We start from the raw sequence: 20,887 nt of genomic DNA, 5'->3' as shown, positions 1-20,887 counted from the left end.
GAGCATCGGGCTTGGCAGTGTCAGGCCCGTTCCAGCGTCACATAAGTGAATGCGGCGTCGTCCTTCGGGCCGCGCTGTGGCCCTTCGCGCAGGATCTCGCGCCACCGCGCGCGGTCGAACGGCGGAAAATCCACATCGCCCTCGGGGCGCGCGTGCACCTCGGTGAGATGCAGCACACGGGCGAGGGGCAGCGCATCGGCAAACACGCGCCGCCCGCCGATCACCATGGCCTCCTGCGCGCCGAGCGCCTGCGCCGCCCGTGCCGCCGCCGTGATGGCAGCCTCGAGGTCCGGCGCTTTCACCACCCCTTCAGGCACGGTGAAGGCCGGGTCCGCGCTCAGCACCACCGAAACGCGACCGGGCAGCGGCTTGCCGATGGATTCGAAGGTGCGCCGCCCCATGATGAGCGGCTTGCCCCAGGTGAGGGCCCGGAAGCGCTTCAGGTCCGAAGAGAGGTGCCACGGCAGGCCGCCCGCGTGGCCGATGACGCCGTTCTCGGCCACCGCCACCACCAGCTCCAGCGGAATGGTAAGATCCGTGCTCATGGGGCGGGCATCCCGATCTGCGCCAGCGCCGCCTCCGCCGCGGCGATGCCGGAAAGGTGGGCGCCGTGGGCGGTGGAGAAAGCCGGCCCGCCCAGCGCCTCGCCCGCGAAGAAGATGCGCGCGTCGATCCCCTCCGAGAGGGCCCCGCGCAGGTCGGCGGCTCCAGGCAGGGCGCAGGAATAGCCGCCGCCGATGAAGGGCTGCGCCGACCAGCGGGTGACGCGCACGCGCCGCACATGGCACTTCAGGCGGGGATCGAACGCCTTTGCCAGCGCCGAGGCCGCGAAATCCACCATCGCCCCCTCGCCGGCCTGCACCAGCGCGCCGGCACCCGGCCCCGCCACATGCACCACCGCCGCCGGCACGCCGCCCGGATTGAGGATGGCCGATATGGCGAGCCCGTCCGCACGCGCCTCGTCGAAGGCGTCGAGCCCGGTGCGGGGCGCCACGCCGAACACGTCCTTGTCGAACAGCAGCGCCACCTTCTCGGCGACGCCCAGCGGCAGCGCCGCAAACGCCTCGCCGAGCCGCGGCGGCAACGCGGGGAAGAAGGAGAGCAGCCCCTGCGCGACCACCGCCGTGGATACGGCGACCACCACCGCACGGCAGCGCAGCGTCCCCTGCCCGGTCTCCAGCAGGATGCGCGCGCCGGAATGGTCGATCCGCGTCACCGGGCAGTCGAGGGTGACCGGCACATTGCGGCTGTGGGCGAGGATGAGACTGCCGTAGCCGTCCAGCACCGGCCAGTTGTCGGCGGTGTCCCGGTAGAGGCTGAAATCGAGGGTGGAGATCCGCTCCGGAGGGGCGGCGGACATGAGGCTCAGCCAGTGGCGCGCCAAGGGATCCCAGCGGCCGAGGTCTGGCAGCACCTCACTGGCCGCCACGTCCCGCCCGGCGCGGCCGATAGCGTGGACGGCTGCGAACGCCGCTTCCACCGCCGCCTCGGCCTCGTCCAGCTCAGCGGGGTCGGCAAAGCGGGTGCCCAGGTGCAGCATGCGCCGCGCGGCCCCGCCAGTGTCGTCAAAGGCAAAACCCAGCTCACGGGCGATGGGAACGAAGGGATTGGCCCGCGCGTCGTGCAGCCAGTGGCAGCCGAGATCGAAGGGCACGCCGAGGGTCTCGCGATCAGTAGCCGCGCGGCCACCGCGCACGGATGCGGCTTCCAGCACACGGAAGTCGGCGCCCGCCTCCGCCAGCCGCACGCCGGCCGCAAGGCCCGCCGCGCCCGCCCCGATGACGGCCACATCGGTGTCGGAGGTCACGCGCGTACCCTCCTGGACGAAACCTTGCCGAACCGCGGCAAAAGGCTCACTTCTTGTTGCGGAAAACGTCGAGCTGCACCACCTGCGCACCGCCTGCGGGACGCTCGGTCGCCTCTTCCGCCGTTTCCTCGGCATCGCTCCTGGCGCCGGCGAGCCCGTTCGGCCCGGCGCTGGAAACCGCAGGTTCGGAAGCCGCCCCGCGCGAGGGCTGCTTGAGCGCGGCCGGCGCGGCGACAGGCTTGAGGCCGGCGGGACGAACCACCGCTTCGTCGCGGCTCTCGCCGTCGGCCTCGTCCTCGCTTTCGCCCTCAGGGGCGGCGAGCTCGAACTGGAGGCCGAACTTCACGGACGGATCGAAGAAGCCCTTCAGCGCGGAGAAGGGAATGAGCAGCTTCTCGGGGATGCCGCCGAAGGAAAGACCCACCTCGAAAGCGGAATCGGAAACGGTGAGATCCCAGAACTGGTGCTGGAGAACGATGGTCATCTCCTCCGGATACTTCTCGCGCATGCGCTGGGAGAGCCGCACGCCCGGCGCGCGGGTATCGAAGGAGATGTAGAAATGGTGGTCGCCCGGCAGGCCGTCCTTGGCCACGTCGGAGAGCACGCGTCGCACGACGGAGCGCAGCGCTTCCTGGGCGAGGAGATCGTAGCGGATGTGATCGACCGACATGAGCCCGCTTGAGCCTTGTTCCCAGCCGGACCCAACCCTCCACCGCCTCCCAGAAAGGCGCCGCGTCAGATGCGGGGGCGTCGCGCGCGGGAGCGGTGATGAAACCTTCCCGCCGATCCGGCTGCGCCGGAGGGAAGTGGAGGCTTCTGTTGCCAGGTGCCTCCGAACCCCGCCTATCCAGTGCTACCCGGTAGGGCTTTGATTTGGTTTTTCAAACCGCTCACGCGGCCTGAGCAACCGTAGCATAGTTGTCGTTGGCAACTATAAGTTTAGCCCGATAACGGTGGTACAATGCCGAGCGAAAGAAAGCCCTTTACACCCTCGTCGATCCTATTTCGCCCCCGCCGGAGCCCGCCGCTGGCAAGCTGCGGGCTTTGGTGGAGGCGCCGGGTACCGCCCCCGGGTCCGAATGGCTTATTACGACATCCATTTATCGCCATAGCCGGTTTGCACCGGCGCAACGAATATAGGCGGCCCCTCGCGCCCTGGAAAGAGGCTCGCGTCCATAAAGTCTGGGAAACCCACCCCCAAATACCACCTTCAGTCCCGTGCCGGGCCGTCCGAGAGGGGGTGGAGATCCCGCACCATGCCTTTCAGGCGCTCGTCCAGCACGTGGGTGTAGATCTGGGTTGTGGAAACGTCGGCATGGCCAAGCAGGGTCTGCACCACGCGCAGGTCCGCGCCGTGGGCGAGCAGGTGGCTGGCGAAGGCGTGCCGAAGCACGTGGGGCGAGAGCTTCGCCGGGTCCAGGCCCGCCGCGAGCGCCAGTTCCTTCAAGTCCCGCGCCGCCTGCTGGCGCGTCACGTGGCCGCTTTCCCCGGATGAGGGAAACAGCCAGCGCGCCTCGTCCAGTCCGGCCGCCTTGCGGGCGCCGAGCCAGGCTGCCATGGCCGCCTTGGCCGGCGCCGAGAGAGGGACCAGCCGCTCCTTGCGGCCCTTGCCGGTCACCATGATGGCATCGGCGCGGGTGCGGGCGGCTGAAGCCGGCAGGCTCACCAGCTCCGACACGCGCAGCCCGCTCGCGTAGAGCAGCTCCACCATGCAGGCGACGCGCAGGCGGCGCAGCACCTCGCCCCGCCCTGCCGTGTCCTCGGCTGCCCCCTCCCCTTCCGCAGGGGCGGCGGTGCGGGCATGGGCAGTTTCGATCAGCCGCGTCACCTCCGCCACCGTGAGCACCTTGGGCAGCGGCCGGCCGCGCTTCGGCCCCTCCAGCACGGCGGCCGGATCATCGCCGCGGTGGCCCTCCGCGAACAGGAAGCGGTAGAACTGACGGAGCGCCGAGAGCCGGCGCGCGATGGTGGTGCCCTTGAAGCCGCGCTTGTCGAGGTCCGCGAGATAGGCGCGGATGGCATCGGTGGCCGCCCCGACCGGGCTTTCGCCCCGCCCCGAGAGAAAGGCCGCGAAGTCGTCGAGGTCGCGCCGGTAGGCCTCCAGCGTGTTCCGGCTTGCCCCGCGCTCCACCGCCTGCATGTCCAGGAACAGGGCGAGCGGGCCGGACGCGCTCATTTGCCAATCCGATCCGGCGGCACGGTGAAGCTGATTTCCCGCGTCTTCGGCTCGACCCAGTTGGCGAGCGCCCACAGGGCGCCGTAGCCGAGCCCGACGAGAACGCAAAGCACCACGATCAGACGGATGAGGGTAGGCACCGCCGGCTTCTCCCATGCCGGGCGAATCGCTGCGCGCCGGCCATGGCCGAAGAGGTGCCACGCTCAACCGTCGTGTTCAACCGCATTGCCGACCCCCCTCGCCAATGCTAGAGCCCGATGATGCCGGGTGGAAAGGACCAATGCCCACCTGCCGCAACGGTCGCGCCGCGCCCATGGAAGGCCGAGGCGGCGGGCCGGAGCCTCAAGGAATTTCGGGTGCAGACACACAAGACCGCGCAGCCAGCAGAGGACACCCGGACCATGACCACGGGGCGCCCGCACGGCCCGCTTTCGACCGAGGAACTCCTGGCGCGGCTCGGCGCCCGCGTGGTGGTGCTGGTGGGCATGCCCGGTGCCGGCAAGTCCTCGGTGGGCCGGCGCCTCGCCAAGCGCCTCGCCTTGCCCTTCGTCGATGCCGACGAGGAGATCGAGCGCGCCGCCTGCATGAGCATTCCGGAAATCTTCGCCCGCCGCGGCGAGGCCGAGTTCCGCGAGGGCGAGAAGCGCGTGGTGTCGCGCCTGCTGCAGTCCGGCCCCATGGTGCTCGCCACCGGCGGTGGCGCCTTCATGAGCCCCGAGACCCGGGCGGCGGTGGCCGAATACGGCATCTCCGTCTGGCTGCGGGCCGATCTGCACACCCTGCTGCGCCGCGTGAAGAAGCGCACCGACCGCCCGCTGCTCGCCCAGGGCGACCCCGCCGCCAAGCTCGCCGCTTTGCAGCGCCAGCGCGGCCAGACCTATGCCCTCGCCGACGTGGTGGTCGATTCCCGCGACGTCGCCCACGACGTGGTGGTGGACGAGGTGGTGGCGGCGCTCGCCCGCCACCTGACGCACCCGGACCAAGGACACCGCACCATGACCGTTTCGCCCGCCCCCGTCTTCCCTGCCGGCGCCCAGCGCAGCGCGGTGCGCGTGGACCTGGCGGGCCGGCCCTACGACATCCTCATCGGCCCCGGCCTCCTCAGCGAGACCGGCACCCATGTGAAGGCCCTGCGCAAGGGCGCGCGGGTGGCCATCGTCACCGATCGCAACGTGGCGGCTGCCGGACACCTCGCCACCGTCGAGGCCGCGCTGGCGGAGGCCGGCATCGAGCACACCGCCATCGTGGTGGAGCCGGGCGAGAAGACCAAGTGCTGGGCCGGCCTCCAGCAGGTGGTGGAGGGCCTCATCGCCGCCCGCATCGAGCGGCGCGATCTGGTGCTGGCGCTGGGCGGCGGCGTGGTGGGCGACCTCGCGGGCTTTTCCGCCTCGGTGCTGCGCCGGGGCGTGGACGTGGTGCAGGCGCCGACCACCCTGCTCTCCCAGGTGGATTCCTCCGTCGGCGGCAAGACCGGCATCAACTCGCCCCAGGGCAAGAACCTGGTGGGCACCTTCCACCAGCCGGTGCTGGTGCTGGCCGATACCGCCGCCCTCGACACCCTGCCCGTGCGCGAGGTGCGGGCGGGCTATGCGGAGGTGGCCAAATACGGCCTCATCGGCGATCGTACCTTCTTCGAGTGGCTGGAGAAGGAACATGCCGGCGTCATCGGCGGCGGGCCGGCGCGCATCGAGGCGGTGGCCGCGAGTTGCCTCGCCAAGGCCGCCATCGTCGCCCGTGACGAGAAGGAGACCGGCGACCGGGCGCTGCTCAACCTCGGCCATACCTTCGGCCATGCGCTGGAGGCTGGCGCCGGCTTCTCCGATCGCCTGCTCCACGGCGAGGGGGTGGCCATCGGCATGGCGCTCGCCTTCGCCTTCTCGGCGCGGCTCGGCCTGTGCCCCGGCCAGGACGTGACGCGCATGACGCGCCACTTGGAAGCCGCCGGCCTGCCCACCCGCATTTCCGACGTTCCCGGCGAGCTGCCGGACACCGATGGCCTGATGACCCTTATCGCCCAGGACAAGAAAGTGAGCCGCGGCGCGCTCACCTTCATTCTCGCGCGCGGCATTGGCGAGGCGTTCGTGGCGAAGGACGTGGACCCCGCCCAGGTGCGCGCCTTCCTGGCCGAGGTGCGCTGAGCGCCGCGCCTTCGGACTTGGACCACCGGCTCGATGCTTGATCGGGCCGGGCGATGTTCGTGCCGGAGCGGACTTGGCCCAGGTCCCCGGTGCGGGCGCCGCTCGCACCGGCTCACGGCGAGCGTTCCAAGCCATGGCGCGAATGCCATCGACCCGGGCTCGACCGAGGGCTAGGCCGGTTTGGCTCAAGTGCCGCGCGGGCTTGGCCCAGGGCCCATGCGAAAAGCTCAAGGCCCTTTGGCCTGACGCGCGTTTTCACGCGAGCCGGAATGGAAGACCCGCCAGCGCCTCGCGCGGACCGGCGGCCTCGCTGCGCTCCAGCGCGAACGCGCTCGTGAGGGCGCCAGCGCGCGGATGTCGTCCAGTCCGCCGAGGTGCGCCCGCGCGAAGGCGCCCCCGGTGACGGGCGCACGCGTCAGCCCGGTGCCTCAAGAAACGCGGCCGCCGCCCGCCGCACCTCGGCGAGGTGGGTGAACAGCGCCATGTGCGTGCCCCCTTTGAGCGTCAGCAGGCGCGCCCCGCCCACCCTGCGGGCAATCTCCTCGCCCTGGGCGAAGGGCACGATGCCATCCGCCGTGCCATGCAGCGCCAGGAGGGGCGCGCCGACCCCCGCGTCGCAGCACGCCGGTAGCGCGGCGAACTGCGCCACGTCGCGAAAGGTGCCCGGCATGCGCTCGCCCATGTGCAGGCAGGAGCTGAGCAGCAGGGCGGCCAGCAGCGGCCCCGCCTCAGGATCGGCCAGCACCCGCGTACGCTCGGCGGCGGCGGGCACGAAGCCCCGCGCGGCCGTGTCCGTCCAGTGGCGCACCGCCCAGGCGGGCACCGCGCGCAGGCCCGGCAGGCGTGTGAGAAAACGTGCCCGCGCCAGCACCGCGCGCCCCTCTGGCCGCGCCTCCAGCCGGCCGGTGCAGGCGCTGACCAGCAGCAGCCCCCGGCAGCGCCCCGGAAACAGCCGCGCGAACGCCAGCGCCGAGGGCCCGCCGCCGGAGAAGGCGGCGATGTGGACCGCATCCAGCCCCAGCGTGTCCAGCAGCGCGGCATAGGCCTCGGCCTGCGCCTCGGCGGTGCCGCCCGTCTCCAGCGGTGTGCCGGGATAGCCGGGCCGCGCCACGGCGAGGACCCGCCGCCGGAACGGCCCGCCGAGCAGGGCCCGCGCGAGCAGCCACGACTGGTCGAGCCCGCCCATGATGCCATGCAGGGCCAGCAGCGGCGGCCCCTCCCCCGCCACCGCGCAGGCGAGCGGCCCCCGCGGCGTGGAGATGAGCATCGGCGGCGGGATCTCCCCCAGAAGCCGCTCCGCCGCCTGCGCCACCGAATGCATCCGCGCCCTCCCCACGCGCACCCGCCCCGCGCCGGAGGGGTGCGCCGCCTCAGGAGAGTGGCGCATCGCCGCGATTCGGGCCAATGCGACCCGGCGCCCCTCCGCCGGCGGAAGCGGCCCGGCCGATGGCCAGCCGCGCCGCCACGCGGCGGATGAGAGCACGGGCTTCAGCCGGCGGGCGCTGCTCGATCCGGCGATAGGCGCGCCCGTCCGCCGTGCGCCAGACCATGCCGCGGTCCGCCATCTCCCGGCGCAGCAGGGCATAATCCTCGAACAGGTGGCGGGCGGTGAAGTGCGCGTTGATCTCCCGCTCGGCGAAGGTCTCGCCCGCCGGCACAGTGGACCACAGCGCCCACAGGCACAGGTGGCGCCAACTTTCCTTGCCGGGCCAGCGGATCAGGCGCCCCTCAGCGTCGAACAGGCGGGCGACGCGCTCCACCCGCTTCTCGTCCACGGGCTCGGCAGGGGGCGGCGGCTCCACCGGCGGCCGGACCTCGCCGGCGCCCTCGGCCACGGCGCGGAAGTGCTGGAAATTGCGGTGGCCGCCGGCGCGGGCCAGCATGTTGAGCAGTTCGAGATGGCTCGGCAGGTGATCGCAGCGCGCGAGCTGGCCGCGCAGTGCACGGGCGAAGGCGGAAATATCATCCGCCGCGAGCGGAAAGACCGGTCTGGACATGACTCATCCTCGACAAGGCGCCGATTTCCGGAAACGGATGTCGATGGTCACCGGCTTGCGACGCGACGCGGGACAAGCTGTCGATCGAATGCGGATAAGGCAGGTTTAGCTCCCCTTTCGGGGCGGTGACGCCTGGGTGAACTGCGGACCCTGCCCCTCGATTAGCCCAACCGCGCGCCGGGCTCAAGACGTCCACGCGCCCGGCACCACTCAGAACCGCTTTTCCGGCCAGCGGCACAGGTCGGCGATGAGGCAGCGGCCACATTCCGGCACGCGGGCCTTGCAGATGTAGCGCCCGTGCAGGATCAGCCAATGGTGGGCATGGAGCTTGAAGCGGTCGGGGATGCGCACCTCCAGCGCCTCCTCCACCGCCAGCGGCGTCGCGCCGGGGGCAAGGCCCGTGCGGTTGGCGACGCGGAACAGGTGGGTGTCCACGGCGATGGTGGGCACGCCGAAGGCGATGTTCAGCACCACGTTGGCGGTCTTGCGGCCGACACCGGGCAGCGCCTCCAGCGCCTCCCGGTCGCGCGGCACCTCCCCGTGGTGGCGCTCCAGCAGCAGGCGGGAGAGCTCCACCACGTTCTTCGCCTTGTTCTTGTAGAGGCCGAGGGTGCGGATGAAATGCGCCACCTGCTCCTCCCCCAGCGCCACCATGGCGGCGGGGGTGGGAGCGGCGGCGAACAGGCCCTTGGTCGCCTTGTTCACCCCGACGTCGGTGGCCTGGGCGGAGAGCACCACCGCGACCAGCAGGGTGTAGGGGTCGGTGTAATCCAATTCGCCCTTGGGCTCGGGGTCCTGCGCCTCGAAGCGGGTAAACGCCTCCACGACCTCCTCTTCGCTCCACGACGCGACGGTCTTGCCGTGGACGGCGGCGGCCGCATTCGCCACCGCCTTGCTGCGGCGGGGGGCGACAGGCTGCTCGGGCACGCCGCGCTTCGCCATGTTCACCTTGCCCAGATCCCCCTTGGCCGCATCCCCCTTGCCCCTGGTCCCGCGGCGCGCTGCGCCGGTGCTCGCTCCACCCTTGGCGGTGGCAACCTTCGTCGTCTCGCGCCGGGTGGCGCCCGTGGCGGAAGCCGCGGCCGGGGTCTTCGCCCCCTTCCCGCCTCCGGCGGCTGGCGGCGCGCCCTTGCGCGGGCGCGGCGGGGAGATGAGGTCCGCCAGCGGATCGTGCGTGTCCTCGGAGGCGGCGGCGGGCGGGCGCTGGGCGGGCGGTTTTGGCGGCATTTTTCCCCTATACTGCGCCCTCATGACCGATGCCACCGATCCGGCCCCCATCCGGGCGAATGCGAGCGAAGACGCGGGCGATCCCCTCGTCTACGCGGTCACGCTCGCGCCCCACCGCTCCCTGTCGGCGGGCGGGGCGCTGGTGGTGACAGGGCTCATGGCGCTGGCGAGCCTCGGCAGCGGCGCCGTGTTCCTGGCCATGGGCGCCTGGCCGGTGACCGGCTTCCTAGGGCTCGATGCGCTCCTGCTCTATCTCGCCTTCGGCGCCAGCGCCCGCGCCGCGCGGGCGCGCGAGCACATCACCGTCACCGCGAGCCTCGTGGAGGTGCGGCGCGAACCGGCGCGCGGGACAGGCCACACCGAGCGGCTCAACCCCTCCTGGACCCGCGTGGAGCGTACGGACGACGACGATTTCGGCACGCTGGAGGTGGCCCTGGCCTGCGGACGGCGGCGGGTTCCGGTGGGCGGCTTCCTCGGCCCGGCCGAGAAAGGGCGGCTGGCGGGCGAGCTGTCGCAGGCGCTCTGGGCGGTGCGGAAGGGCATCATGCGCAGCGCGCCATAGGCGGCGGGCAGCACCCGTCACATGGCGGACGCCGGCATGCCGGTAACGTGCGGCAGACTTCCGGAGCTGCCGCCATGTCTGCCGCTGTGCCCCAAGCGCTGAACCTCGTCTGGCCCACCCTCATTCCCGCCATTCTGGCGATGCTGGGCGCCCTCCTGGGCACGGTCTGGCGGCCGGGGCCCCACACGCGCAGCTCCGTGCAGCATTTCACGGCCGGCGTGGTGCTGGCCGCGGTGGGCGCCGAGCTGCTGCCGGAGCTCGGCGCGGCCCCGCCGCTCGGCATGGCCCTCGGCTTCCTTCTCGGCGGCGGCGCCATGCTCGCCATCCGCGCCCTGGTGGGCGAGGAGGAGGACGACGAAGCGGAAGGCGCGCCGGCCGGGCGCGGAAGCACCGGCCTGATGGTGACGGTGGGCGTCGATCTCCTCGTCGACGGCCTTTTGTGCGCGGTCACCCTCGCGGCGGTGCCGGAGAGCGGGCTGGTGGTGGTCGCCGCGCTCTCGCTGGAAGTGTTCTTCCTCGGCCTCGCCACGGTGGTCACCCTCGGCGGCGGCGGGCCTGCCATGGCGAAAATGTCCGGCCTCGCGCTGCTGGTGCCGGTAGGCGCGCTGATCGGCGCGGCGGCCTTCTCCGCCCTCCCGGCCGTGATGCAGACCGGCATCCTCGCCTTCGCCACGGCGGCGCTGCTCTACCTGGTGGCGGAGGAGCTGCTGGCCGAAGCCCACGAGGGCACGCGGGACAACACCTATTCCGCGGGCGCCTTCTTCCTGGGCTTCCTCGCCGTGCTGCTGCTCAACGCGCTGGGCGGGTGAGGAACGGGGCTCAGCACCCCATGGCCTTGCCGCAGAAGGCGTCGTGGAGTGCCTCCACCACCTGGATCACCTCCGGGCGGGCGATGCGGTAGAATACGCTGGTGCCCTCGCGGCGGGCGGCGACGAGGCCGTCCGCCCGCAGGCGCATGAGCTGCTGCGACATGGGCACCTGCTCGATGCCCAGCTCCTCGCGCAGCTGCGCCACGGATTTTTCCTCGGCCCCGAGCGCGCACAGCACCAGAAGGCGCTGGGGATGGGACAGGGAGCGCATCAGCTCCGCGGCCTTCTCCGAAGCCGGGATCATCTCCGATATATTCATGATCTTGAATTTATAATCTTTGAATGTTATCTGCAACCCGAACGGTGCGAGGCGGCCTGCCGCCCCGCGCGCAATCGGGAGCTAGGATAATGTCGGTCGATCGCGCCGTCATGATGTTTGCCGGGTTCATGGTGCTTTTATCGCTGGCCCTCGGCGTCTTCGTCTCGCCCTACTGGCTATGGCTCACCGCCTTCGTGGGCGTGAACCTCATGCAGGCGTCCGTCACGGGCTTCTGCCCGGCGGCCATGATCTTCAAGAAGCTCGGCCTCAAGGCCGGCTGCGCCTTCTCCTGATCTCAGCGGCGGCGCCGCCGCCGGGAACGGAACACCATGTCCCCTGTCCTCCTTCGCGCGCCCGCGCTCGCCGCGGCGCTTCGCGGGGTGTTGCTCGCCGCCGGCCTTGCCGGCGCCGCGGCACCCGCCGCCGCCCAGCCCGACCCCCTCCCGCCCGCGGCGCCCCGCATCTCCGCCGGGACGCCGGAGAAGGCTCCCTTCCCCGTGCATCGCCAGGATATTCCCGAGATGAAGGCGGTGTTCGGCGAGGTGGAGAGCCGCACCGTGGTGCCCGCCCGCGCGCGCCTCGGCGGCACGGTGCGCGAGGTGAAGGTCTCCGAGGGCAGCGAGGTCAAGAAAGGGGACGAGGTGGCCCTGGTGGTGGACGACAAGCTCACCCTCACCCTCAACGCGGCGGACGCCAAGATCAAGGAGCTGAACTCCCAGCTGGAGAACGCCCGCACCGAGCTCGACCGCGCCCAGCAGCTGCTGGCCAAGGGCTTCGCCAGCCAGAGCCGCGTGGACACCGCCAGGACCCAGTTCGATGTGGCCGCCAACCAGGTCGCCGCCGCCGAGGCCGACCGCGCCGTGGTGCTGCAGCGCGAGCGCGAGGGGGCGGTGCTGGCCCCGGCCGACGGGCGCGTGCTCACCGTGCCCGTCACCCCCGGCTCCGTGGTGCTGGCGGGCGACGAAATCGCCCGCATCGCCTCGGGGCAATACTACCTGCGCCTCTCCCTGCCCGAGCGCCACGCGGCGGATATCCGCGAGGGCGGCCGGGTGCGCATCGGCGCGCGCGGCATCTCCCCGGAAAGGGCCGGTGACCTCGCGACCGCGCGGGAGGGCCGCATCGTGAAGGTCTATCCGGAGATCACCGGCGGCCGGGTGATGGCCGACGTGGACGTGGCCGGGCTCGGCGACTATTTCGTCAACGAGCGCACGCTGGTGTGGATCGAGATCGGCCGCCGCCCGGTGCTGGCGGTGCCGCCGGAGGCGGTGGCCACCCGCCACGGCGTGGACTACGTGCGCCTCATGACCCCGCGCGGCCCCGCCGACGTGGCCGTGGTGCTGGGCGAGCGCTTCGCCGAAAATGGCAAACCCCGGGTGGAGGTCCTCACCGGCCTTGCCGACGGCGATACGGTGGTGCTGCCGTGAGCGACACGCCCCATCCCGTGAAGCTCGGCATCGCCGGCACCCTCACCCGCCTGTTCATCTCCTCCCCCCTCACGCCGCTGCTGCTGATGGCGGCCTTCGCCTTCGGCATCATCGCCCTCGTCACCCTCCCGCGCGAGGAGGAGCCGCAGATCTCCGTGCCCATGGTGGACATCCATGTCACCGCCAACGGGCTGAAGGCGGAAGATGCGGTGAAGCTGGTCACCGAGCCGCTCGAAACCATCGTCAAGGGCATAGACGGCGTGGAGCACGTCTATTCCAACACGGCGGATGACGGCGTGCTCGTAACCGCGCGCTTCCTGGTGGGCACCGATCCCGATGCCGCCATCCTGCGCGTGCACGAGAAGCTGCGCGCCAATTTCGACCGCCTGCCGGTGGGCATTCCCGAGCCGCTGATCGTCGGCCGCTCCATCGACGATGTGGCCATCCTGGTGGTGACGCTCACCCCCAGGCCCGATGCCGCCGACCGCTGGACCGCCAACGGCCTCACCCGCATCGCGCGCGAGCTGCAGGTGGAAATCGCCAAGCTGCCGGACATCGGCCTCAGCTACATCGTCGGTGAGCAGCCGGAGGAAATCCGCGTGGAGCCGGACCCGGAAAAGCTCTCGCTCTACGGCATCACGCTGGCGCAGCTCTCGGGCAAGATCGAAGGCGCCAACCGCTCGTTCCAGGCCGGCACGGTGCGCGAGAAGGGCCAGCAGCGCACATTGGTGGCCGGGCAGACGCTCCAGACCCCGGCCGAGATCGGCAACCTGCTGCTCACCGCCCGCGATGGCCGCCCGGTCTATGTGCGCGACGTGGCCAAGGTGATGCTGGCCACCGAGCCGGAGGAAACCCGCGTCTACGACGTGCGCCGCGGTAGCGACGCGCTGGTGCGCGTGCCGGCGGTGTCGCTCGCCATCGCCAAGCGGCCGGGCACCAATGCAGTGGTGATCGCGCAGGAGGTGCTCCGCCGGGTGCACGAACTGAGCGGCCGGATGGTCCCCGCCGACGTGGACATGACCATCACCCGCAATTACGGCGAGAGCGCCAACGAGAAGGCCAACGAGCTGCTGCTGCACCTGGGCCTCGCCACCCTCTCCATCGTGGTGCTGGTGGGGGTCGCCATCGGCTGGCGCGAGGCGCTGGTGGTGGCGGTGGTCATTCCCTCCACCATCCTGCTCACGCTGTTCGCCTCCCGCCTCATGGGCTACACGCTCAACCGGGTGAGCCTGTTCGCGCTCATCTTCTCCATCGGCATATTGGTGGACGACGCCATCGTCGTCATCGAGAACATCGCCCGCCACTGGGCCATGAAGGACGGGCGCAGGCGAGAGCAGGCCGCCGTCGAGGCGGTGGCGGAGGTGGGCAACCCCACCATCGTGGCGACGCTCACCGTGGTGGCGGCGCTGCTGCCCATGCTGTTCGTGTCGGGCATGATGGGCCCCTACATGAGCCCCATTCCGGCCAATGCCTCGGCGGCCATGGTGTTCTCCTTCTTCGTCGCGGTGGTGCTCACCCCCTGGCTGATGCTGAAGGCGGCGAGCTCCAGGGCGGCGGTGGCCCACGCCCATGAGGCGGCGGGCGGAGGCCGGCTGGGGCGGCTCTATGTGAAGGTGGCGGAACCCATCCTGCGCACCAGGGCACGGGCCTGGACCTTCCTCCTGGCCGTGGGCGCGATCACCCTCGCCTCGCTCTCCAGCTTCTACACCGAGCATGTCACGGTGAAGCTGCTGCCGTTCGACAACAAGACCGAGCTGAACGTGGTGCTGGACCTGCCCCAGGGAGCCTCGGTGGAGGACACCAACCGCGTGCTGCAGCAGATGGTGGACGCGCTCGCCCCGGTGCCGGAGGTGGTCTCGTTCCAGACCTATGCCGGCACGGCCTCCCCCTTCAACTTCAACGGGCTGGTGCGTCACTACAATCTGCGCACCGCGCCGCGCCAGGGCGACATCCAGGTGAACCTCGTCCCCAAAAGCGAGCGCCGCCGCACCAGCCACGACATCGCCCTGGAGCTGCGCGAGCGGCTCAAGGCCATCCCCCTGCCCCCCGGCAGCGCCCTGAAGGTGGTGGAGCCGCCTCCGGGCCCGCCGGTGCTCGCCACCCTGCTGGCGGAGATCTACGGGCCCGACCCGGACACCCGCCGCGCGGTGGCGCGCAAGGTGCGCGCGGCGTTCGAGAGCGTGCCCTTCATCGTCGATGTGGACGACAGCTTCGGCACCACCGCCGAGCGGGTGCGCCTCTCCATCGACCAGGACAATCTCGAATTCTACAAGGTGGAGCAGGCGGACGTGCATGACGCCATCCGCGCCTTCTACGGCGGCGCCACGGTGGGCTATTCCCATCGCGGCGAGGGGCGCCCGCCCATCCCCATCCGCCTCGCCCTGTCCAAGGCCGACAGGCAGGTGGACGCCCGCACCCTCTCCACGCCCGTGCCGGCCAATGCCGTGCCCGGCGGGCGCGGCGTGCTGGAGCTGGGCGACGTGGTGAGCGTGAGCCGCGAGCCCTCCTCTTTCCCCGTCTTCCGCCACAACGGCCGCGCGGCGGAGATGGTGACGGCGGACCTCGCCGGGGCCTACGAGGCGCCGGTGTACGGCATGATCGCGGTGGGCAAGGCGCTCGACGCCATGGACTGGGGCAACCTGCCGAAGCCGGTGGTGGCGCTCCACGGCCAGCCGGCGGACGAGAGCACCCCCACCCTGCTGTGGGACGGCGAATGGGAGGTGACCTGGGTGACCTTCCGCGACATGGGCGCGGCCTTCGGGGTCGCCATCCTCGGCATCTACATCCTGGTGGTCGCGCAGTTCGGCTCGTTCAAGCTGCCGCTGGTGATCCTCACGCCCATTCCGCTCACCTTCATCGGCATCGTGTTCGGCCACTGGCTGTTCGGCGCGCCGTTCTCGGCGCCGTCCATGATCGGCTTCATCGCGCTCGCGGGCATCATCGTGCGCAACTCGATCCTGCTGGTGGACTTCATCCGCCATGCCCGCACGCCGGGCCGGCCGCTGAAGGAGGTGCTGCTGGAAGCCGGCGCCATCCGCTTCAAGCCGATCCTGCTGACCGCGCTGGCGGCCATGATCGGCGCGGCGGTGATCCTCACCGATCCCATCTTCCAGGGGCTCGCCATCTCGCTGTTCTTCGGCCTCCTCTCCTCCACCGCGCTCACCGTGCTGGTGATCCCCGCCATCTATGTGGCGCTGCGTGGCGAGCGGGAGGCGCCACGAAACGAGGGTGTGGACAACGCCGGAAGTCATCCACAGGGCGCCTGAAATTCGGCGCTGCGCCGCTTGACATGAAAGGGGGGCGCCTCGTAAATGGCGCCTCCCATGGATCGGGGCCGTAGCTCAGATGGGAGAGCGCTGCAATCGCACTGCAGAGGTCAGGGGTTCGATTCCCCTCGGCTCCACCAACGAAATTTCCATTAGGATATCCCGAATGACCCTGATCCGCTGATCAGGGCTTCGGCGTGATGCGCGCGACAGGATCGCGCGTACTGCGCCTTGTGCTGCCGGGAGTGTTGGTCGTGCCATCGCCCGTTTCCATGCCTCGGCACGCGGCCACGGCTTGGACGACAGGCCGGGCCAACGGCAGCGCCGGATGTGGGAACAGCTCATCCTCCGGCTCGGGCGGCCCGGCGCCTGCGCCTCTTGCGGTGAGCGCGGCGCACCCTGCGCCCGCCGCCAGCCTCCCTGTGTCAATCAAAGGCATCCACGCGAATGCGGCCCTCGGCCAGCCAGCGGCCGATCTCGGCACGCGCCTCCGCCGTGCCGAGCCCGCCTTGTGAGGCGAGGATGCCGGCCAGGGTTTCCTCCACCCCCCGCGCCATGGCGCGCCGGCCGCAGACATAGACCACCGCCTTGCGCTCGATCAGCCACGCATAGACCTCACCGGCGTTCTCCTGGAGCCGCTGCTGGATATGGGCGCCGTCGTCCGGATCGCGGGAGAAGGCGGTGTCGAGGCGCGAAAGCGTGCCGTCGCGCAGGGCCTCCTCCAGCAGGTCGCGCCACAGGAAGTCCCCGGCCCGGTGCCGGTTGCCGAACAGGAGCCACGCCGGGCCCGCCTTTCCGCTCGCCCGCCGCTCGGTGATGAAGCCGGGGAACGGCGCGATGCCGGAGCCGGCGCCGATCATCACCACCGGCCATTGCGGATCGGACGGCGGGTTGAAGCCGGGATGGGGATCGAGCCGCGCCTCGATCTGCCCGCCCGGCAAGGCCTCCCGCAGGAGGAAGCCGGAGACTCGGCCGTAATGCGGGGCGCCGTCCTCGCCCGTCCAGGCATGCAGGCGCACCGTGAGCTCGATGCGGCGCGGATCGACCCGGCTGGAGCTGCCCACGGAATAGGAGCGCTCCCGTTCCCCGCCGCCGGGGGAAAGGCGCACGAGGTCGCCCGGCCGGAAGTCGAGATCATCCGCGCTTTCGAGCACGATGCGCCAGGTTTCCTGGGTCCCGTCCTGCGGCGTCCGGCTCTCGGCACCCGCCGGCGCCGGCACGTCGAGACGCTCGCGCGCGGCGAGCGTGAGGGTGACGGGCGGGCTCACCGGCGGAAGGCTCGGCACCTCGCACTTCAGGCCCAGTTCCGCGCGCAGCGCGTCGATCCAGCCCACCCAGGCGGTGGAAGGCTCGCCGTCGGCCTCGCGCATCTCCATGGCCTCCACGGCCCCCGCCGCCAGCAGGGCGGCGCGCAGCGCGCGCGCGCCACCGCAGAAATGGGCGTAGGCGCGATCGCCGAGGCCGAGCACCGCGAGCTTCACGCCGTCGAGGGCGCCAGGCTTCAGCCCGCCCGCCACATGGCGGGCGCCGGCCGGCACCTCGCCCTCGCCGGTGGTGGCCGCCACCAGCAGCACCAGCCGGAAACGGGCGAGATCCTCCGCTCGCACCGCGCCGAGGGGGGCCAGGGTGGCCTTCTCCCCGGCCCGCACGAGCCCCTCGCAGGTGGCGGCGGCCAGCCGCGCGGCGGTGCCGGTCTGGCTCGCGTGGGCGACGAGGATGTCGGCCCCCGCCGCAAGCGGGGCCGCGCGGTCGCGCCGCCAGCGGCGGAACCAGGAGATGAAGCCGGTGACTGTGAGGCCCGCCAGCGCGATGGAGATGGCGAGGTTGAGGCTGCCGGACCACGCGCCGGCCCAGGTGCCCTCGTGGATCTGCTTCACCAGCCCCGGCCCGCCCACCAGCGGCGTCACGCCGGTGTCGGTGACCACGAAATTGCCGCCGCCGGGCCCCGCCACGCGGATCATGACCGTGCCGCCCCGGAACCGGCGCGCCGTGACGAGGCGGCTGGTGTCGAGCTCGCGCGCGGCGGTGGCGATGGCCGCGCCGATGGCCACCGGCTGCTGCACCCGCGGAAGCTGGGGGCGCGGGCCCGTGCCGATGCCGAGGATGAGCATCGCCGCCGTCACCGGCGCCACCAGCGTCACCGGCAGCAGGCACCAGCCCACGGCCATGTGCCAGCCGATGAGGCTGTTCCGGAAGCGCAGCCACGCCAGGAAAGGCCCCGCCACCATGATGGCGAGCATGAGGAAGCTCGCGGCCTCCACCACGATGCCGAGGCCGAGCAGGAGCGACTTGTGGAGGTTCTCGGCGGTGCGGAACACATCGATGCCGCCGGCCGGCGCCGGCGTGTGTGCGCGCGTGGCAAGGTTCCAGGTGCCGGCGATCTCCGGTGCGCTCGATGTGACGGTGACGGCGCGCCCGCCGTCGGCCACCGACACCGCGCTCACCTGGCCGCCCGCCTCCAGCTGGGCGACGAGCGCGGCGAGCGCGTTCGCGTCGATGGCGGCGCCCGCGCCCGCCCGCGGCTGCGCGGAGCCGAGCATGGGGCGGACCGAGAGGACCGCGCCGGACAGGATGATGACGAGGAAAATCGGCGTGAGCACGAGGCCGATCCAGCGATGCAAGGCGATCAGCGTCGGGCGGACGCGGGCGAACGACAGGGGTGCGAATGACACGGGCAGGCTCCGATGGGCCGCCCGGCGCGAGGCCGGTCGGCCCATCCTCATTGAACGATCCGCACCGGGGAAGTTTGTCCTGCGCCGGCGAGATTGTAATTGTCCGTGGCTGTGTCGCGGAGCTGATACGATTGGTTACACATTCCCGGTCGCCGGCGCAGCGCGGATCGGGCCATCCCGTTCTCGGCGCCCCGGAGGGGGCGCGCCGGAAGGAAGCATGGAACGCACGCCGCACATTCTCGTCGTCGACGACCATCGCGAGATCCGCGAGCTGCTGGCGAAGTACCTCGCGCGCAACGGCCTGCGGGTCAGCGCAGCCAGCGGGGGCGCGGAGATGCGCCAGCTCATGCGCGCGGGCAGCTTCGACCTCGTGGTGCTCGACATCATGATGCCGGGCGAGGACGGCCTGACCCTGTGCCGCCAGCTGCGGCAGGCCAGCGACGTGCCGGTGGTGCTGCTCACGGCGGTGAGCGAGGAGACCGAGCGCATCGTGGGGTTGGAGATCGGCGCCGACGATTACGTGACCAAGCCCTTCAACCCGCGCGAGCTGCTGGCGCGCATCCGCGCCATCCTGCGCCGGGCGCAGAGCGCGCCGCGCCCGGCCGAGGACAGCGGCGCCCGCTACCGGTTCGACCGCTGGCTGCTAGACACCGGCCGCCGCGCCCTCCTGGACGAGAGCGGGCAGGAGGCCCGCCTTGGCGCCGCCGAGTTCCGGCTGCTGCTCGCCTTCGTCACCCGCCCCACGGTGGTGCTCTCCCGCGACCAGCTGCTCGATATCACCGCCGGCCGCGCGGCCCAGGCGTTCGACCGCAGCATCGACAACCTCGTCAGCCGCCTCAGGCGGCGCATCGAGCGCGATCCCCAGCACCCGGCGCTGATCCGCACCGTGTGGGGCGACGGCTACGTGTTCGCGGCGCCGGTGGAGGTGGAGCCATGAGGCCGCTCGGGCGCGTGCTGTGGCCGCGCAGCCTGGCCGGGCGGCTCGTGGTGCTGCTGGTGGCGGCGCTGGCGCTGGCGCAGCTCGCGCTGGTGCTGCTGCTGCGCAGCGAGCACGACAGCGTGGTGGGCGGCATCGTCCGCGGCCAGGCGCTGAGCCAGACGGTGGCCCTCGCGCGGCTGGTCGCCACGTCCCCGCCGCAGGAGGCGGAGCGGCTCGCCAGCGCCTTCGGCGCGCGGGACGCCTGCGCCTGGACGAGCGAGGAGCCGCCGCCGGCCCGGCCCATGACACCGGTGGAGCAAAGCCTCGCGCAGATGCTGAAGCGGCGCCTCCACGGCCTCGACACCGGCGCGCCGCAGGTGCGGCTCGACGCCCACGGCAACGACGCCGACTGCCCCGGGCGCACCGTCGGTGCCTTTCCCTGGCTGCCTCGGGAGGGCGGGGGTGGAGACAGCGAGCGGCCGGGGGAGGAGGGGCGACGGCACGGCGGCGGCGTGGTGGCGCTCAGCGTGCCCATACCGGACCGCGGCTGGCTTCACTTCAGCACCACGGTGAGCCTGCCGGGCATATGGAACCGCCCCACCCTGCTCTCCTTCCTCGTCTCCGCCCTGGTGGTCTCGGCCGTCACCTTCGCGTGCGTGCGACTGCAGACGCGCTCGCTGCGCGCGCTCGCCGACGCCTCCGAGCGCTTCGGGCGCGGGGAGAGCGTGCCCGCCCTCCCGCCCGGCGGCCCCACGGAGGTGGCGGCGGCCACCCTCGCCTTCAACACCATGCAGCAGCGGCTCAGCCTGTTCATGCGCGACCGCATGCGCCTGCTCGCCGCCATCAGCCACGATCTGCGCACGCCGCTGACCACGCTGAGGCTGAAGGCGGAGTTCGTGGAAGATCCCACCGTGCGCGACGACATCGTCGCCACCATCGACGAGCTGGCGGCCATCTGCGAGGCGACCCTGGCCTTCACCCGCGCCGAGGCCACCAACGAGGCCACCTGCACCGTGGACCTCGACGCCCTGTGCGCCGGCGTGGTGGAGGAGTTCGCGGGGCTGGGCGCCGATGCGGAGATGGCCACCTGCGCGGGCGTCGCGGTGGCCTGCCGCCCGGTGGCGCTGCGGCGCGCGCTGCGCAATCTCGTGGACAATGCGATGCGCTACGGGCGGCGGGCGCGCGTCTCCACCGCCCGCGCCGGCACGGAGCAGGTGGCCATCCAGGTGGACGACGCCGGGCCGGGGCTGCCCGAGGAATTGCTGGAGGACGCCTTCAGGCCATTCGTGCGCCTGGAACCGTCGCGCAGCGCCGAGACCGGCGGCATGGGGCTGGGGCTCGCCATCGCCCGCAGCATCGTGAAGGCCCATGGCGGCGAGCTGACCCTCATCAATCGCCCCGAGGGCGGGCTGCGGGCGCACATCCTGCTGCCCGTGCACGAACAGGCCGAGGCCTGATGCCCCACGGACTCTCTGTCGGCCCCCGAATGACAAAGTCCCTCCGGCATTGCGTCGGCGCAGGCAAAGGTGCGGGAGCCTTGCAGCACAGCCGACAAGCGTCTCCAGTTTTTA

General features: G+C 71.7%; 18 protein-coding genes, 1 tRNA gene and 1 other RNA gene. 9 read left to right on the top strand and 11 right to left on the bottom strand.

The window, feature by feature from the left end:
* Positions 1-20: 20 nt before the first annotated feature.
* The 6 genes from V5F61_RS07975 to V5F61_RS07950 all read right to left on the bottom strand — a co-directional run bounded on the left by V5F61_RS07975 (position 21) and on the right by V5F61_RS07950 (position 4,123).
* Positions 21-545, bottom strand: coding sequence for a dihydrofolate reductase (locus tag V5F61_RS07975; RefSeq protein WP_393988951.1), 525 nt, complete (start codon positions 543-545; stop codon positions 21-23).
* A complete protein-coding gene (locus V5F61_RS07970) occupies positions 542-1,807 on the bottom strand; it encodes a flavin monoamine oxidase family protein (protein WP_393988950.1) in 1,266 nt (421 codons plus the stop codon). Before V5F61_RS07970 ends, V5F61_RS07975 begins: the two co-directional genes overlap by 4 nt.
* 46 nt (positions 1,808-1,853) lie before the next feature.
* Entirely contained in the window at positions 1,854-2,477 is a 624-nt protein-coding gene (locus V5F61_RS07965) for an SspB family protein (protein WP_393988949.1), read from the bottom strand.
* Between the two features lie 135 nt (positions 2,478-2,612).
* Positions 2,613-2,973, bottom strand: a transfer-messenger RNA (tmRNA) gene (gene ssrA, locus V5F61_RS07960).
* Positions 2,974-3,017: 44 nt separating this feature from the next.
* Positions 3,018-3,983, bottom strand: a complete 966-nt coding sequence (locus V5F61_RS07955) for a site-specific tyrosine recombinase XerD (protein ID WP_393988948.1) — start codon at positions 3,981-3,983, stop codon at positions 3,018-3,020.
* Positions 3,980-4,123 carry a hypothetical protein gene (locus V5F61_RS07950; RefSeq protein WP_393988947.1) on the bottom strand — a complete coding sequence of 48 codons (144 nt, stop codon included), beginning with the start codon at positions 4,121-4,123 and terminating at the stop codon, positions 3,980-3,982. Before V5F61_RS07950 ends, V5F61_RS07955 begins: the two co-directional genes overlap by 4 nt.
* A gap of 261 nt (positions 4,124-4,384) precedes the next feature.
* Between V5F61_RS07950 and aroB the strand changes: the two genes are divergently transcribed.
* Entirely contained in the window at positions 4,385-6,121 is a 1,737-nt protein-coding gene (aroB, locus tag V5F61_RS07945; RefSeq protein ID WP_393988962.1) for a 3-dehydroquinate synthase, read from the top strand.
* A 415-nt stretch (positions 6,122-6,536) separates the two neighbouring features.
* On the opposite strand, the gene V5F61_RS07940 is transcribed toward aroB, so the two are convergent.
* The 3 genes from V5F61_RS07940 to nth all read right to left on the bottom strand — a co-directional run bounded on the left by V5F61_RS07940 (position 6,537) and on the right by nth (position 9,060).
* Positions 6,537-7,442: an alpha/beta fold hydrolase gene (locus V5F61_RS07940; protein ID WP_393988946.1), complete on the bottom strand. Its 906-nt coding sequence runs from the start codon at positions 7,440-7,442 to the stop codon at positions 6,537-6,539.
* 49 nt (positions 7,443-7,491) lie between these two features.
* A complete protein-coding gene (locus V5F61_RS07935; protein WP_393988945.1) occupies positions 7,492-8,118 on the bottom strand; it encodes a DUF2087 domain-containing protein in 627 nt (208 codons plus the stop codon).
* Between the two features lie 210 nt (positions 8,119-8,328).
* Positions 8,329-9,060 (bottom strand): endonuclease III, encoded by a 732-nt coding sequence (gene nth, locus V5F61_RS07930; RefSeq protein ID WP_393988961.1) that lies wholly within the window; start codon positions 9,058-9,060, stop codon positions 8,329-8,331.
* Positions 9,061-9,367: 307 nt separating this feature from the next.
* On the opposite strand from nth, the gene V5F61_RS07925 reads away from it, so the two are divergent.
* Positions 9,368-9,907, top strand: coding sequence for a DUF2244 domain-containing protein (locus V5F61_RS07925; RefSeq protein WP_393988944.1), 540 nt, complete (start codon positions 9,368-9,370; stop codon positions 9,905-9,907).
* 74 nt (positions 9,908-9,981) lie between these two features.
* On the top strand, positions 9,982-10,716 hold the full coding sequence (locus V5F61_RS07920; RefSeq protein ID WP_393988943.1) for a ZIP family metal transporter: 735 nt from the start codon (positions 9,982-9,984) through the stop codon (positions 10,714-10,716).
* Between the two features lie 10 nt (positions 10,717-10,726).
* Here V5F61_RS07920 and V5F61_RS07915 read toward each other — a convergent pair whose 3' ends face one another.
* Entirely contained in the window at positions 10,727-11,020 is a 294-nt protein-coding gene (locus V5F61_RS07915) for an ArsR/SmtB family transcription factor (protein ID WP_393988942.1), read from the bottom strand.
* 104 nt (positions 11,021-11,124) lie between these two features.
* Here V5F61_RS07915 and V5F61_RS07910 point away from each other — a divergent pair, with 104 nt between their 5' ends.
* The 4 genes from V5F61_RS07910 (at position 11,125) to V5F61_RS07895 (ending at position 15,865) form a co-directional block, all read left to right on the top strand.
* The gene (locus V5F61_RS07910) at positions 11,125-11,328 is read left to right on the top strand and encodes a YgaP family membrane protein (protein ID WP_393988941.1); all 204 of its coding nucleotides are present in this window, start codon (positions 11,125-11,127) and stop codon (positions 11,326-11,328) included.
* 36 nt (positions 11,329-11,364) lie between these two features.
* Positions 11,365-12,459 (top strand): efflux RND transporter periplasmic adaptor subunit, encoded by a 1,095-nt coding sequence (locus V5F61_RS07905; RefSeq protein ID WP_393988940.1) that lies wholly within the window; start codon positions 11,365-11,367, stop codon positions 12,457-12,459.
* 17 nt (positions 12,460-12,476) lie between these two features.
* Positions 12,477-15,725, top strand: coding sequence for an efflux RND transporter permease subunit (locus V5F61_RS07900; protein ID WP_393988960.1), 3,249 nt, complete (start codon positions 12,477-12,479; stop codon positions 15,723-15,725).
* A 64-nt stretch (positions 15,726-15,789) separates the two neighbouring features.
* A tRNA-Ala gene (locus tag V5F61_RS07895) sits at positions 15,790-15,865 on the top strand.
* Positions 15,866-16,150: 285 nt separating this feature from the next.
* On the opposite strand, the gene V5F61_RS07890 is transcribed toward V5F61_RS07895, so the two are convergent.
* The gene (locus V5F61_RS07890) at positions 16,151-18,397 is read right to left on the bottom strand and encodes a PepSY domain-containing protein (RefSeq protein WP_393988939.1); all 2,247 of its coding nucleotides are present in this window, start codon (positions 18,395-18,397) and stop codon (positions 16,151-16,153) included.
* A gap of 217 nt (positions 18,398-18,614) precedes the next feature.
* Between V5F61_RS07890 and V5F61_RS07885 the strand changes: the two genes are divergently transcribed.
* A complete protein-coding gene (locus V5F61_RS07885) occupies positions 18,615-19,334 on the top strand; it encodes a response regulator (protein ID WP_393988938.1) in 720 nt (239 codons plus the stop codon).
* Entirely contained in the window at positions 19,331-20,773 is a 1,443-nt protein-coding gene (locus V5F61_RS07880) for an ATP-binding protein (RefSeq protein ID WP_393988937.1), read from the top strand. Before V5F61_RS07885 ends, V5F61_RS07880 begins: the two co-directional genes overlap by 4 nt.
* Positions 20,774-20,887: the final 114 nt, after the last annotated feature.

Source organism: Xanthobacter sediminis (genome assembly GCF_043195015.1).
In the GTDB taxonomy this organism is placed as follows: Bacteria; Pseudomonadota; Alphaproteobacteria; order Rhizobiales; family Xanthobacteraceae; genus Xanthobacter.
Note: the sequence above shows the minus strand (reverse complement) of the source record. Positions and strands in the feature narration are given on the sequence as shown.